Here is a 12,399-nt window from a genome sequence, read left to right on the forward strand (position 1 = left end):
CTCGGGTGAAACATCGACAACGTAGCCGATCGGCCCAGCGCGCCGGACAGGATCACCCACCGTCGCGGCCAAGATGAAATTTTGTTCAGCGGGTCATTCGCCGCGGTAGGTGCCGAAGCTCCAGAGGTTGCCTTCGGGGTCGGCGACGGTGAACCCGCGCGAGCCGTAGTCCTCGTCGCGCAGGTCGCGGATGAGGCGGGCGCCCGCCGCGGTGGCCCGCGCGTGCAGCGCGTCGGGCTCGTCGGTGACCAGGTAGAGCGAGGCGACGCCCGCGGGGCGGGTGCCGAAGGGGCTGTCGTCGCGACCGGTGGAGCCGAACATGATGCCGCCGCCCGCGGGCCAGCGCAGTTCGCCGTGTTCGACGACCGACGCGTCGTCCTCCCTGGCGTAGACGGCGACTTCGTCGAAACCGAAGGCGGTGGTGAGGAATTCGATCATGGCGCGAGCGTCGTCGAAGGCGAGGCAGGGCCAGACCGCGGTCTGGGTGTTGGTGGAAGTGTCCATGTGTTCAGCCTCTCGCCTCGGGGGCGTTCGGGTCTTGGACGGATGGAATCTCCTCGGCCAGCCAGGTCGTCGGGGCGCAGCCGGCCAGCTCGGCGAAGTCGCGGTTCAGATGAGCCTGGTCGTAGTAGCCGCAGGCGGCGGCGACCTGGGCGATGGAGACATAGGACGGGGTGTTCGCCAGCATCCGCCGCGCCCGCTCGAACCGGATGATCCGCGCGGCCAGCTTCGGGCTCGCGCCGAACTCGGCGGTGAACTTGCGCGTCAGATGCTGGCGGCTCCAGCCGATCCGCTGCGCCAGCGGGGTGATCTCGCAGGTGCCGCCGGTGCCGACGAGAGTGCGCCAGGCCCAGGACAGTTCGGGTCCGGCGAGGGTTTCGGTGCGCGCCGCCGCGGTCAGCGCCCGATCGCAGGCGGCGAAGCGGCCGGGCCAATCCGGGTGTGACTGCACGGCATCGGCGAGCTGATCGCCCAGCGGTCCACCGGCGTCGGAACATTCGATCGAGACATCCCACAGCTCGCTCGCGGGCATGCCGAACAGGACCCGGCTGCCCAGCGGGGTCAGCTCGATCGCGATGCCCTCCTGGAAACCGGTGTGCGAGATCATCGCCGGGGTCGCCTGCAGGCCGCTGAGTACGCAGCGGTAGCTGCCGGGCGCCTGGTGCGGATCGGTGTGCTCGACCACGTCGATGGTCGGGCCGATGGCGACGATGAAGGTCATGTGCCGCGAGGGCAGGCCCCGGTGCAGGCCGGGTTCGAACCCCGCGAGCCGGTAGCCGATGTAGCGGTCGATGAAGGCCGCCAGGATCGGCGCTGGGGCCGCGGTCACCACCTCCGTGGTCGACTCCATACGCGTCACGCTACGCCGGAAACAGTGGCAGCGACCAGGGTCGTGAGCGATGTGGTGCGGCGCACGCGTCCCGTGCTCCCGTGCGGGGTAACCCTTCTGTGAAGGTGCTCGCCGCGCCCGGCGCGCGGCGGTGAGATTTCGCACTCACAGGTCCGTGAGCTGTGGTTACGCGCACTCAGGCGGTTACCGTTGCGCCTTCGCCCAATCTCAGGAGGTGTCATGCGGCGAGTTCGGTACGAGCGCAGCGGTGGTCCGGAGGTGCTCGAGGTCGTCGCGGCCGAGGTGCCGGTGGCCGGTCCCGGTGAGCTGCTGGTCAAGGTCGAGGCCATCGGGGTCACCCTCTCGGCCATCCGGCGCATCAACGGTCCGCAGGAGTTGCGGGCCGAGGTGGCCGGTGAGGTCGTCGCGGTCGGTGACGGGGTGGACGACTACGCGGAGGGGTACCGCGTCGTCGGCCTGTGCGCCGACGCCTACGCCGAGTACGTCGTGCTGCCCGCCGATCAGGCCTCGGCCATTCCCGACGGCGCGTCCGCGGTCGACGCCGTCGCGCTGATGCGCAGCGGTCTGGTCGCGCTGGGCGCGCTCGACACCGCGACGCCGCGCGAGGGCGAGACCGCCCTGATCACCGCCGCCGCCGGCGGCGTCGGCCACCTCGCCGTGCAGCTGGCCCGCGTCCGTGGCGCGGGCTGGGTCGTCGCGGCGGTGTCCGACGAGGCCAAGACCGACTTCGTGCGCGGGCTCGGTGCGGACGAGGTGGTCACCTACGACCAGCTCCAGGCCGCCAAGCAGGCCGATTTCGCCCTCGACGGCGTCGGCGGCACCGGCCTCGGCGCCGCGCTCGGCGCGCTCGCCGAGGGCGGCCGGGTCGTCACCTACGGCACCGGCGGCGGCCTCATCGACACCGAGGACCTGCTGGCCGGCGGCAAGACGCTGTCCGGCTTCCGGATCGGCCGCCTCGCCCAGCGCGACCCGGCCCGCTACGAGGACCTGCGCCAGGAGGTCTGGCAGTTCTACGCCTCCGGCCTGCTGCATCCGGTCGTGCACGCCGAGTTCGCCCTCGACGAGGCCGCCGCCGCGCACGCGGTCATCGAGCAGCGCGCCAACCTGGGCAAGGTCGTCCTGGTTCCGTGATCACCCTCGGCCCGCCCCGCCCGCGCGGGGCGGGTTCCGGTGGTTCGGTGACCGGCCGCACCGCGTAGACTCTGCTCCTCGTGAGCCTCACCCTCGGAATCGTCGGCCTGCCCAACGTCGGAAAGTCGACGCTGTTCAACGCGCTGACCAAGAACGACGTGCTGGCCGCGAACTACCCGTTCGCGACCATCGAGCCCAACGTCGGCGTGGTCCCGCTGCCGGACCCGCGGCTGGACAAGCTGGCCGAGATCTTCGGTTCCGAGAAGATCGTGCCCGCCGTGGTGTCCTTCGTCGACATCGCGGGCATCGTCAAGGGCGCCTCCGAGGGCGCGGGCCTGGGCAACAAGTTCCTGGCCAACATCCGTGAGGCCGACGCCATCTGCCAGGTGGTGCGCGTGTTCGCCGACGACGACGTGGTGCACGTCGACGGTCGCGTCGATCCCACCGCCGACATCGAGGTCATCGAGACCGAGCTGATCCTGGCCGACCTGCAGACCCTCGAGAAGGCCATCCCGCGCCTCGAGAAGGAAGCCAAGGTCAAGAAGGACCGCAAGCCGCTGCTCGACGCCGCCAAGGTCGCCCAGGAGTTCCTCAACGAGGGCACCACCCTGTTCGCCGCCGGCAAGAAGGTCGACGGCGAACTGCTGCGCGAACTCTCGCTGCTCACCATCAAGCCGTTCCTCTACGTCTTCAACGCCGACGAATCGGTGCTCACCGACGAGGCCAAGGTCGCCGAGCTCAAAGGCGCCGTCGCCCCCGCCGACGCCGTCTTCCTCGACGCCAAGGTCGAAGCCGAACTCCTCGAACTCGACGACGAGTCCGCCCTCGAACTGCTCGAGTCCATCGGCCAGACCGAGCCCGGCCTGCACGCCCTGGCCCGCGCCGGCTTCCACACCCTCGGCCTGCAGACCTACCTCACCGCAGGCCCCAAGGAAGCCCGAGCCTGGACCATCCACCAGGGCGACACGGCCCCCAAGGCCGCCGGCGTCATCCACACCGACTTCGAACGCGGCTTCATCAAGGCCGAACTCGTCGCCTTCACCGACCTCGTCGAGGCCGGCTCCATGTCCGCCGCCAAGGCCGCGGGCAAGGTCCGCATGGAAGGCAAGGACTACATCATGGCCGACGGCGACGTCGTCGAATTCCGCTTCAACGTGTAATCCGTTGTGCCTGGGGTGAATTGAGCCCCAGGCCGGAGTAGTGTCGAGACCGATCCAAGGCGTTCCCCGACCAGGTAGCTCACTGGTTGTCAGCGGGCAGATCAGTCCGAGAGGAACGCTGTCAGGCCGGTGATCGCACGTCGCGCCTTCGCGCGGTCGGGACATGTTCTCGACCGTTGCCGAGCGAAATACTCGGCGAGTAGCTCGCGATCGGTTCGCTGCCAAGCTTCGGCCAGTTCTGCTACCCGGCTGCTTCCGAGGACGTCGGATATCTCCTCGCCCAGGAGATGCAACGACGCGACATCGACATCGATCTCGGCTCTCAGGAGGAGATCGGTGCGATGTTCATACAGTGATGTGCGGACGTCGACGTCCTCCTGATACCAGCTGCACGCAGTCGCGATATCACCAGCGTTCTTGTATTCGCCATTAATTGATCGGTCGCACCAAGCCTTCAATTTGAGTGCGGTATATCCGGCCGCTGTGGGGATTCGAACTCGGTTTCCGCTCGGCAAGGGTAGTTCCTGTGATCTGGCGAAAACTTCCTGAAATCCGAAGACGTCGAGCGAGTCGTTTCGGCTCGGCAAGTTGGTCGTTCCGGTCGGATCTTCGATTTCGCCGAACGGCACGACGTCCACCGAAATTCCTGCGATCGAGTAGCGGATTTCGGTGGACCCCGATCGGGGAAAGGTCGAGACTATGCGTCGATATTCGGAATCGCCATCGACCGCAACGCCGATATCCAGATCGCTGGTGGCACGCAGTAGATCGGTGCGTCCGCACGACGCATGCAGCAAGTCGCGACAGTGTGCGCCGATGACCATGATCGATGTGTCGCTCACTCCCGAGTTCGTCACCAAGGTGTCGATCACTGTGTCGACCGGGTTCAGCGACCGGGTGCCGATGAGTTGGAGGTCAAACAAGGTGGTCCCGCCTCAGCGCGCTTGCCACTTCGGACTGCCGTGGTTCTCTCGATGCCAAGAGGTCCGCATACACCAGCAGGGGCGGGGCCGCTGATTCGGTGAAGGCGCCGTGTGGATCAGGCTCGACGGACCACGGGGGCTCGGCCCAGAACTTTCGTCGGATCTCGATGTTGGGGTCCCCGGATTTTTGCCAGCCGTTTCGGATGGCCTCGATCGGGTCGAAGTTCCTGACATAGATCGTGAGAGTCTGTGGCTGCCGTATCGATTCGATGGCGGATTCGCCGCTTACCAGATATCCCGGAGGTGGGGACCAGTGTGCTACGTCCCCTGCGAAGAAGGACTCCTGAATTTTCGGCATCAGGGTGCCTCGATATGCGGCGGACCAGAGATCGATGAGCTCGTCGCGGCGATGGAGTGATCTTCCGATCACATAGTCGGACTGCTTCATGATCTCCAGTGTCGATTGCGTGATCCCGACCGATGTGCCAGCGCTGTCAGCGATCATGCGAACCGGTTTGTTCACAAGGTCCGGCCAGGCCAGCAACACGAAGAGGACCTGCATCCGCCGGACGCTGAAAAGATTGGCTTCCGGGTGTGGTCGATTCTGCTCGGAAGTGGGACCGCGGCGTCCGCGAATGTCGATCAGGACCGGATCGAAGTTCAGATGCGCGTTTCCGGCGCTGTCGATGTAGTCGATGCCCGCGTCGCGAAGGGCCTCTGCGGTTCTACTGCTGATCAGTGGTCCCGTGACGAGCAGCCGGTGTGGATCGTCTCGCCGGTCGAGCTTCGAGAGCGCTGACAGAGTGACGTTGGGTAGCCACGCCATCTGGTATTTCGCGCCGAATCCCTTGTGGCTCACGCCGACGATCGCTGTGGTTTCCGATGTCCAGTGCTGAAGCTCGAGCTCGATTGGGATCGCCGACATGGCCTGGGACACCAGGTTCGCTATGTCACGATGGCCTGTTCGGTCTTCCATGCTGTTCAGTTTAGTTGAACATGAGTGAATATTGAACAAGCAATCTGTCGCCTTCACCGACCGCCTCGTTCAGGGTCGCTACGAGCGGTCGGCTGGACACCCTGGGTCGCAAGGATTCCGGATGGTGTGGCGCTACCAGGTCGCGAAGATCCAGACGAAGAACGCTGAGGTCAGGAGGGAACTCGTCGTTGCCGCTGTCAGGGCGATTCTGATCTTCGGGCGGGTGGACCAGAGGGCGGTGATGAGGACGAGTGTCACCGTGAGGGGAATCAGCCAGATGTCGATGAGCCACGGCAGGTTCCACCCGGTGGCGATCTGGAGGTCGAGGGTGGCGAGGAGGGTTGCCCAGTTGATCAGGTAGCCGGCGGCGCAGCCGAGTGCGACTTGTGCGGTGCCCGTGGCGATTCGGAATCCGCGTGAACGTTGACGCATGGCTGCGCGGCTGTCTTTCATGTGCCCCCCTGGCTCCTGGTGATTCCGAGGGTAGCGGCGGTCAGGTGCCAGAGGCGGGCGGTTGCTCGGTGCTCGTCGGTCGGGGGTGTGGCGCGCAGTTGCTGGGCGATGCCGTGGCGTAGGCCGCCGATGACGTAGGCGCCCGCGCTGTCGGGGTCGAGGTCGAGGGGGAGTTGGCCGAGGGATTGGCCGTGGCGGATGTTGTCGGCGGCCATGGCGCTCATGGTTTCGATGTGGACGGCTTCGAGTTCGGCGAGGTCGGGGTCGAGGGCGGCGCGGGTGAGGAGGATGGGGGCCAGGGGGTCGGCGTAGTGGTAGGCGACGAAGAGGTGGGTGCGTTCGCGTTCGCGGGTGGCCCAATCGGCGTCGGCGGGGAGGTGGGCGTCGGCGATGGCGTGGCGGAGGCCGTCGTAGAAGCCGTCGTAGATGGCGGCGAGCAGACCGCTCTTGGAGCCGAAGTGGTGGTAGAGCGCGCCGGTGCTGAGCTTGGCGCGGCGGGTGAGCGCGCTCAGTTCCAGGACGCCGTTGCCGCGGACCAGTTCCTCGCGGGCGGCGGTGAGCAGTTGTTGACGTCCGATCGGGGCGCGTGCCATATTCGAAACATAACAGAACTCAGTTATGTTCAAGGGAGTGGCCGATGACCGGCGAAGTTTCCTCGTTGACGGACCTGGGTGGCGACCTGGCCGGGACCTATCGCCGGACCGCGAGCAGCGGGGCCGCGGTCGATCCGGCCGTCGCCGAGGCGGACCTGGCGGCGGTGCTGCGCGACGGGTACGTCATCCTGCCGGACCTGCTCACACCGGATCAGCTCGACGAGATCCGGGCCGCGGTGGCGCCGCTGCTGGATCGGCCCGGGCGCAACCAGTTCGAGGGCCACACCACCCAGCGGGTGTACAGCGTGCTGAACAAGACGGCGAGCTGCGACCGCATCGCCGATCATCCGCGCGTGCTGGCGCTGCTCGACCGGCTGTTCCAGCCGAACTACCTGCTGTCGATGCTGCAGGTGATCAATATCCTGCCCGGCGAGCAGGCGCAGATGCTGCACACCGACGACGGCTTCTACCCGCTGCCGCGCCCCCGCGCCGCGCTCGGTGCCGCCACGATCTGGGCCATCGACGACTTCACCGCCGACAACGGCGCGACCGACATCATCCCGGGCAGCCATCGGTGGGGCGATCGGCTCCCCGCGGGCGAGGCCCGCGAACCCGTGGTGATGCGCGCCGGGTCGTGCGTGTTCTTTCCAGGCACCCTGTGGCACGGCGGCGGCGCCAACCGCACCGATCGCCCGCGCCTGGCGGTCACCGCCCAGTACTGCGAGCCGTGGTTGCGGCCGCAGGAGGCGTTCACCCTGTCGATGACCCGCGACACCGTGCGCCGGGTCTCGGAGGACATCCGGCGCATGCTCGGCTACAGCATCCACCCGCCGTTCGTCGGCCAGGTCGACGGCATGCACCCGAAGCGGCTGCTCGAACCGGGGGCGACGCCGCGGTAGGCACCAAGGTGGGGTTCTGCGCACCCTCGGTGGTTCGGCGCCAGCACTCGGGGCCCTGATGACGGGGGCGGATTCGGCGGAGAGTTGATCCTGTCACCGTCAGCCGATCCGGAGGTCCCGATGTCGATCAGCATCACCGCCAACGCGGAGCGCCGGTTCACGGTCACCACCGGTGACGGGGTCGAGCTCGCGGTCCGCGAATACGGACAGCGCTACGCGGACCTCACCGTGGTCCTCCTGCACGGGCACTGCCTGCGCACCGAGTCCTGGACCGATGTGCGTGACACGCTGCTGCGCGAGCACCCCGGCGCGCGGGTCGTCTGCTACGACCACCGCGGCCACGGCGACTCGGCGATGGCGCCGCGCCAGACCTACACCCTCGAACAGCTCGGCCGCGACCTGCACGATGTGCTCGACGCTGTCGCCCCGACCGGACCGGTCGTGCTGGTGGGCCATTCGATGGGCGGGATGACCGTGCTGACCTACGTCAGCCAGTACCGGGAAGAGATCGGCACCCGCATCGTCGGCGTCGGGCTGGTCGCGACCGCCGCGAACGGGCTCGCCGACGCGGGCTTCGGGCGGCTGCTGCGCAACCCGATCATCGGCGTCTTCCAGGCCGCCGTCCGGCGCGCGCCGCGGCTGATGCAGCGCGCGAAGCTGCTGGCGTGCAAGGTCTTCGCGCCGGTGGTGCGGACCGCCGAGTTCGGTGATCGCCAGGTCAGCGCGCGGGTGCTGGCGCTGGCCGAGGCGATGCACAACGCCACCTCGATCGTCACGATGGCGACCTTCCTGAGCTCTTTCAAGATCTTCGATCGCACCGACGCGCTGCCGACGCTGTCGACGATCCCGACGCTGATCCTGTGCGGCTCCGCCGATCTGATGACGCCGCCGTCGCACTCGATCGCCATGGCCGCCGCCGTCGACTACGCGGACTTCGTGCAGATCGATGGCGCGGGCCACTCGGTGATCCTCGAGCAGCCCGCGCAGGTCACCGACGCCGTCGCGCGACTGGTCGCCCGCGCGAGCGCCGACCGGTTCGACGTCGAGAGTCTGGCCCTGGCGGCCTGATCCGCCGCTACGCCGACACTCCCAGCGGCGCCCGATGCAGGACCAGCTTGGTGGTGTGGGCGCGGCAGGCGCCCGGTCGCAGCGCGCGCAGGGCCGCGTCGACCCCGGCGGCGGTGGATGTGCCCTCGACGGCGATGTCGTACCGCCGGGGCGGGAGATCGGCCCGGCGCAGCTTGCCCTTGGCGACCGGATGCGCTCTGGCGCCTAGCTTTTCGGCGATCGAGAGGCGTTCGGGCCGGTGATCGACGTAGTCGACGACCTCGGCGCCGTGCGCGACCGCCAGCCCGGGACCGGGTCGGGTCGTTCGCGCCAGGCCAGGTGGTGGGCGCGGACGAGGTGCAGTTCCCGCATCAGCCGCGGGCCTGGGCCGCGAGCGCTTTCAGTTCGGCGAAGCGGATGATGTTGCCCGCCGCGCCCCAGGTACCTTCGGGCTGTTCGTGGATGAGGACCCAGACCCGGAGGGCGTCGGCCTCGGTGAGGCCTGCGGCGGCGAGGACGTCGTCGGTCACCTGCCGCACCAGACCGGCCTTGCGGCGGTCGGAGAGGGCGCCCGCGGGGACGGTGGCGTCGACCCGGAAGCGGGGCAGGTCGTCCTCGGCGGTGCCGAAGGCGCCGGTGGGCACCTCGTGGATCAGGCACCACGCCTGGGCCCGGAAGAACGCGGTGTCGGGGGCGCCTTCCCAGGTGAGCAGCGTGGTGGCGAGCGTCTTCTGCAACTGCTGCCGGGCAGCGCCGGACAGGACGTCCGCGGGCAGCGTGAGCTGGATCATCGGCATGGGAACACCTCCGTTATAACGACTGTTATAAGTCTCGGACGGTACGCTATGACGGTCGTTATGGTCAAGGAGGTGTGGGATGGCGCAGTCGGATGCGCGCGATCGCTTGGTGGCCGGTGCTGCCGACATGCTGCGGCGTCGCGGCTTGAACGCGACCAGCGTGCGCGAGCTGGCCAAGCACTCCGGCGCGCCGCTCGGCTCGACGTATCACTACTTTCCCGGCGGCAAGTCGCAGCTGGCGGCCGAGGCGGTGCGGCTGGCGGACGCGCTGACGGTGCGCAAACTGACGGCGGAGCTGCCCGCCGGTCCGGTCGACGGTCTGCGCGCATTCGTGGCCATGTGGCGAAAGATCGTGGTGGACAGTGATTTCCAGGCCGGGTGCCCGGTGCTGGCGGTGTCGGTGGAAGACCAGCCCGACGATGACGACGAACCGCGCCGCGCCGCGGCCGAGGCATTCGGTCACTGGACCGTCCTGCTCGCCGACGCGCTGCGCGAGCACGGCGCGACCGCGGACGCCGCCGAGCGGACCGCCACCCTGATCGTCGCCGCCATCGAGGGCACTGTCGCGCTGTGCCGGGCGCAGCGCAGCATCCGCCCGCTCGACCAGACCGCCGAGGCGCTGGAAAGTGTGGTGCGCGGCGTCCTCGGCGCTACCGCGGACCAGCCGAACTGAACTCGGCCGAGTTCCTATTCATTTATTCGAATCAGTCGGTTCCCGGCGGACTTTTCCGGAGCCTTTTCCGGTACCCGCCGACAATTCCGTCGTATTTCGCGCGATGCGCCCGAAGGCGTCGGCGACGGTATCGAGCGCGATGTCGGTGACGGGTTCGACGAAGTGGTCCCGAACTATTCTCTCGTGGCCGGGGAGGGCGGCTTCCACGGTCCGGCTGCCGGTCGGGGTGAGGTGGGCGACGACGCCGCGGCGGTCGTGCGGGTCGGGCCTGCGCAGGACCAGATCGCGGGCTTCCAGGGCGCGGACCAGGTGGGTGAGCTGGCCGCGGGAGACGTGGACCCGGTCGGCGAGCACGCTCATGCGCAGGGCCTGCTGGGGTGCGCGGTGTAGGGCGAGCAGAATCCGGAATTCGGGAAAGCTCAGGTTGTGGCCCTGTTCCAATTGGCGGTTGACGACCTCGTCGAGATTGGACTTTCCGGCGAGGTAGGTGCGCCACGCCAGTCGCTCCCGTGGCGTCAGCTCGTTGTCGCTCTCGTGCGCCGAGCGGGAACGCTCGTCCACCATGGAGCGGATATTACCGCCTTGATGTCGATCACACCCGACGCGCCGAAGCTATTTGTCGGCACCACGAACAGCGATGTCCGCGCGCTATTTGTTGAAGATTTCACTATCGCCGTGGCGGGGATTCCGGCCGCTCGGTTGGTGTGGGTCACTGCCATCTGAAAACCTTTGGCGCAGAGGTGATCTCGAGAGAGAAACCACCGGATAACCGTCCGAATCACGAAATGTGTTGGGTCAGGGGGCATCTGAGATGTGCATTGGAGAGGACTGGGCACGCCGGGTTTCGCAGGCCGTCGTCCCGGTCCTGGTGGAGTCCGGCGCGGAGCCGAGCTGCACGGGACGGATCGAATCACACCGGTTCCCCGGCTTCGATCTGACGATCCTGCGAGCCGGGCGGCAGACGCTGCGGCGCGCGCCGCGCGAGCCGGCGCCGCGCGGCGACGAATTGCTGGTGAGCATCCAGCTCGAAGGGACCGGGGAGCTCGCGCACGCCGGGCGGACCTTCCAGGTCGGTCCCGGCGACCTGATCGTGTACCGCGCGAGCGAGCCCTTCCGGTGGGCCATGCACGGCGAGTGGGCCCAGGTCGTGCTGCGGCTGCCCGCCGAGGTGCTCGCCGAGAGCCCGGCGTTCCGCGCGGCGCTGCCGCTGCACATCCCGGCCGCCGGCGCGGGCGAGGTGATCGCCCGGTTCTTCGCCGGTGTCGTGGCGCTGCCGCAGCCCGAGCAGGCCGGGCCGCTGGCGGCGGGCGGGCTGGATCTGGTGCGCTCGATCGTCGCCGCCTCCGCGCGCCGGACGGTGGTGCGGCAGGCGCGGGTCCTCTCGCGCGGTCAGCTGCTGGTGTTCCTGCGCAGGCACTTCACCGATCCGCTGCTCACCGTCGACGGCATCGCGCGCGGCTGCCTGGTCTCGCGCCGGACCCTGCACCGCGCCTTCGCGTCGCTGGGCACCAGCCCGGCCGCCATGCTGCGCCGGATGCGGGTGCGCCACGCCCGCCAGCTGCTGCTGCGCGACCGGGCGCGGGCGGTGGCCAGGATCGCCGAGGCCAGCGGATTCTCCTCGGCGCGGCAGTTCTACCGTGCCTTCCAGCTCGAGACCGGCATGACGCCGGGACAGTTCCGCGTGGTCAGGGCGACCTCGGTGCGGCTGCCCGCCCAGCCCGAACTACCGATGAGCGCGTGAGCAGGCCAGCGCGGCCAGCGGGCGGACAGCACCCTCGGCCGGGCGCTGCCGCCGTTCCCGTTCGATGAAACCGGCCGCGCGCAGCACCTCGGCCAGCTCGTCGACCGGCCAGCGATAGGCCGCGGTCACCTTGTGCGGGAACACCTCGACCTGCTCGGTGCTGTCGAAGAAGCCGAGCACCAGGCGACCGCCGGGCACGAGGACCCGGGCGAATTCCGCCAGGATCGCCGGCAGTTCGGCCGGGGTGAAGTGGATCAGCGAGTACCACGCGAGCACACCGCCGATCGAGGCAGTGGGTGCGTCGACGGTGCGCAGGGAATCGACGCGGAACGGCACGTCCGGGTAGCGCGAGCGGGCGTGCGCGATGAACTCGGGGACCAGATCGACGCCGGTGACGGCGATGCCGGCCGCGTGCAGGAACTGGGTGAAGTGGCCGGGACCGCACCCCAGGTCGAGGACCGGGCCGGGGGCGTCGGTGAGATGGCGTAATGCCAGGTCGGCGTCGTCGGGATGCAGGTCGGCGGGGCTGCCGAACAGGTCGATGTAGAGCTTGTGGATCGCGGCGTAGGCCGTGCGGACGGTGGTGTCGGACACGGCATCGACGCTAGCGCGGTGTGATCGGATCGTTGTGTGGATCGTTTGTGGTGCGGGGTCC

Annotated in this window: 16 protein-coding genes; 7 read left to right on the plus strand and 9 right to left on the minus strand. The window is 68.5% G+C overall.

The window, feature by feature from the left end; all coding sequences use genetic code 11:
* Nucleotides 1-93: 93 nt before the first annotated feature.
* Nucleotides 94-504 (minus strand): VOC family protein, encoded by a 411-nt coding sequence (locus tag ACFVW6_RS05695; RefSeq protein WP_378823383.1) that lies wholly within the window; start codon nt 502-504, stop codon nt 94-96.
* A 4-nt stretch (nt 505-508) separates the two neighbouring features.
* Nucleotides 509-1,351 (minus strand): helix-turn-helix domain-containing protein, encoded by an 843-nt coding sequence (locus ACFVW6_RS05700; protein ID WP_378823381.1) that lies wholly within the window; start codon nt 1,349-1,351, stop codon nt 509-511.
* 219 nt (nt 1,352-1,570) lie between these two features.
* Here ACFVW6_RS05700 and ACFVW6_RS05705 point away from each other — a divergent pair, with 219 nt between their 5' ends.
* Together ACFVW6_RS05705 and ychF are read left to right on the plus strand one after the other, a co-directional pair.
* Nucleotides 1,571-2,482, plus strand: a complete 912-nt coding sequence (locus ACFVW6_RS05705; protein ID WP_378823379.1) for a zinc-binding alcohol dehydrogenase family protein — start codon at nt 1,571-1,573, stop codon at nt 2,480-2,482.
* Nucleotides 2,483-2,562: 80 nt separating this feature from the next.
* Nucleotides 2,563-3,642, plus strand: coding sequence for a redox-regulated ATPase YchF (gene ychF, locus ACFVW6_RS05710; protein ID WP_378823377.1), 1,080 nt, complete (start codon nt 2,563-2,565; stop codon nt 3,640-3,642).
* Nucleotides 3,643-3,743: 101 nt separating this feature from the next.
* On the opposite strand, the gene ACFVW6_RS05715 is transcribed toward ychF, so the two are convergent.
* The 4 genes from ACFVW6_RS05715 to ACFVW6_RS05730 all read right to left on the minus strand — a co-directional run bounded on the left by ACFVW6_RS05715 (nt 3,744) and on the right by ACFVW6_RS05730 (nt 6,587).
* The gene (locus ACFVW6_RS05715) at nt 3,744-4,565 is read right to left on the minus strand and encodes a hypothetical protein (protein WP_378823375.1); all 822 of its coding nucleotides are present in this window, start codon (nt 4,563-4,565) and stop codon (nt 3,744-3,746) included.
* On the minus strand, nt 4,558-5,541 hold the full coding sequence (locus ACFVW6_RS05720) for a type IV toxin-antitoxin system AbiEi family antitoxin (protein ID WP_378823374.1): 984 nt from the start codon (nt 5,539-5,541) through the stop codon (nt 4,558-4,560). Before ACFVW6_RS05720 ends, ACFVW6_RS05715 begins: the two co-directional genes overlap by 8 nt.
* A 132-nt stretch (nt 5,542-5,673) precedes the next feature.
* The gene (locus tag ACFVW6_RS05725; RefSeq protein WP_378823372.1) at nt 5,674-5,994 is read right to left on the minus strand and encodes a hypothetical protein; all 321 of its coding nucleotides are present in this window, start codon (nt 5,992-5,994) and stop codon (nt 5,674-5,676) included.
* Nucleotides 5,991-6,587 (minus strand): TetR/AcrR family transcriptional regulator, encoded by a 597-nt coding sequence (locus ACFVW6_RS05730; RefSeq protein WP_378823370.1) that lies wholly within the window; start codon nt 6,585-6,587, stop codon nt 5,991-5,993. The genes ACFVW6_RS05725 and ACFVW6_RS05730 overlap by 4 nt, the downstream gene beginning before the upstream one ends.
* Before the next feature lie 44 nt (nt 6,588-6,631).
* On the opposite strand from ACFVW6_RS05730, the gene ACFVW6_RS05735 reads away from it, so the two are divergent.
* Together ACFVW6_RS05735 and ACFVW6_RS05740 are read left to right on the plus strand one after the other, a co-directional pair.
* Nucleotides 6,632-7,486, plus strand: a complete 855-nt coding sequence (locus ACFVW6_RS05735) for a phytanoyl-CoA dioxygenase family protein (RefSeq protein WP_378823369.1) — start codon at nt 6,632-6,634, stop codon at nt 7,484-7,486.
* A 120-nt stretch (nt 7,487-7,606) separates the two neighbouring features.
* Nucleotides 7,607-8,554: an alpha/beta hydrolase gene (locus ACFVW6_RS05740; protein ID WP_355276446.1), complete on the plus strand. Its 948-nt coding sequence runs from the start codon at nt 7,607-7,609 to the stop codon at nt 8,552-8,554.
* A gap of 350 nt (nt 8,555-8,904) precedes the next feature.
* On the opposite strand, the gene ACFVW6_RS05745 is transcribed toward ACFVW6_RS05740, so the two are convergent.
* On the minus strand, nt 8,905-9,330 hold the full coding sequence (locus ACFVW6_RS05745; protein WP_378823366.1) for a 4-oxalocrotonate tautomerase family protein: 426 nt from the start codon (nt 9,328-9,330) through the stop codon (nt 8,905-8,907).
* Between the two features lie 79 nt (nt 9,331-9,409).
* On the opposite strand from ACFVW6_RS05745, the gene ACFVW6_RS05750 reads away from it, so the two are divergent.
* Complete coding sequence (locus ACFVW6_RS05750) at nt 9,410-10,003, plus strand: TetR/AcrR family transcriptional regulator (RefSeq protein ID WP_378823364.1); 594 nt, start codon at nt 9,410-9,412, stop codon at nt 10,001-10,003.
* An 18-nt stretch (nt 10,004-10,021) separates the two neighbouring features.
* Here ACFVW6_RS05750 and ACFVW6_RS05755 read toward each other — a convergent pair whose 3' ends face one another.
* Nucleotides 10,022-10,567, minus strand: a complete 546-nt coding sequence (locus tag ACFVW6_RS05755; RefSeq protein ID WP_378823363.1) for a MarR family winged helix-turn-helix transcriptional regulator — start codon at nt 10,565-10,567, stop codon at nt 10,022-10,024.
* 21 nt (nt 10,568-10,588) lie between these two features.
* Between ACFVW6_RS05755 and ACFVW6_RS05760 the strand changes: the two genes are divergently transcribed.
* Nucleotides 10,589-10,726, plus strand: a complete 138-nt coding sequence (locus tag ACFVW6_RS05760; RefSeq protein WP_357343111.1) for a hypothetical protein — start codon at nt 10,589-10,591, stop codon at nt 10,724-10,726.
* Nucleotides 10,727-10,814: 88 nt separating this feature from the next.
* On the plus strand, nt 10,815-11,744 hold the full coding sequence (locus tag ACFVW6_RS05765) for an AraC family transcriptional regulator (RefSeq protein ID WP_378823361.1): 930 nt from the start codon (nt 10,815-10,817) through the stop codon (nt 11,742-11,744).
* Here ACFVW6_RS05765 and ACFVW6_RS05770 read toward each other — a convergent pair.
* Nucleotides 11,727-12,338, minus strand: coding sequence for a methyltransferase domain-containing protein (locus tag ACFVW6_RS05770; RefSeq protein ID WP_378823359.1), 612 nt, complete (start codon nt 12,336-12,338; stop codon nt 11,727-11,729). The two genes, ACFVW6_RS05765 and ACFVW6_RS05770, sit on opposite strands and share 18 nt — an antisense overlap.
* Between the last annotated feature and the right edge of the window lie 61 nt (nt 12,339-12,399).

This window comes from Nocardia sp. NPDC058244 (genome assembly GCF_042882065.1).
Taxonomy (GTDB): Bacteria; Actinomycetota; Actinomycetes; order Mycobacteriales; family Mycobacteriaceae; genus Nocardia.

Excerpts from the sequence above, each read along its gene's own strand:
- ACFVW6_RS05695 (WP_378823383.1), bottom strand. The coding sequence starts at position 504 with ATGGACACTTCCACCAACACCCAGACCGCGGTCTGGCCCTGCCTCGCC.
- ACFVW6_RS05700 (WP_378823381.1), bottom strand. The coding sequence starts at position 1,351 with ATGGAGTCGACCACGGAGGTGGTGACCGCGGCCCCAGCGCCGATCCTG.
- ACFVW6_RS05705 (WP_378823379.1), top strand. The coding sequence starts at position 1,571 with ATGCGGCGAGTTCGGTACGAGCGCAGCGGTGGTCCGGAGGTGCTCGAG.
- ACFVW6_RS05720 (WP_378823374.1), bottom strand. The coding sequence starts at position 5,541 with ATGGAAGACCGAACAGGCCATCGTGACATAGCGAACCTGGTGTCCCAG.
- ACFVW6_RS05725 (WP_378823372.1), bottom strand. The coding sequence starts at position 5,994 with ATGAAAGACAGCCGCGCAGCCATGCGTCAACGTTCACGCGGATTCCGA.
- ACFVW6_RS05730 (WP_378823370.1), bottom strand. The coding sequence starts at position 6,587 with ATGGCACGCGCCCCGATCGGACGTCAACAACTGCTCACCGCCGCCCGC.
- ACFVW6_RS05735 (WP_378823369.1), top strand. The coding sequence starts at position 6,632 with ATGACCGGCGAAGTTTCCTCGTTGACGGACCTGGGTGGCGACCTGGCC.
- ACFVW6_RS05740 (WP_355276446.1), top strand. The coding sequence starts at position 7,607 with ATGTCGATCAGCATCACCGCCAACGCGGAGCGCCGGTTCACGGTCACC.
- ACFVW6_RS05745 (WP_378823366.1), bottom strand. The coding sequence starts at position 9,330 with ATGCCGATGATCCAGCTCACGCTGCCCGCGGACGTCCTGTCCGGCGCT.
- ACFVW6_RS05750 (WP_378823364.1), top strand. The coding sequence starts at position 9,410 with ATGGCGCAGTCGGATGCGCGCGATCGCTTGGTGGCCGGTGCTGCCGAC.
- ACFVW6_RS05755 (WP_378823363.1), bottom strand. The coding sequence starts at position 10,567 with ATGGTGGACGAGCGTTCCCGCTCGGCGCACGAGAGCGACAACGAGCTG.
- ACFVW6_RS05760 (WP_357343111.1), top strand. The coding sequence starts at position 10,589 with ATGTCGATCACACCCGACGCGCCGAAGCTATTTGTCGGCACCACGAAC.
- ACFVW6_RS05765 (WP_378823361.1), top strand. The coding sequence starts at position 10,815 with ATGTGCATTGGAGAGGACTGGGCACGCCGGGTTTCGCAGGCCGTCGTC.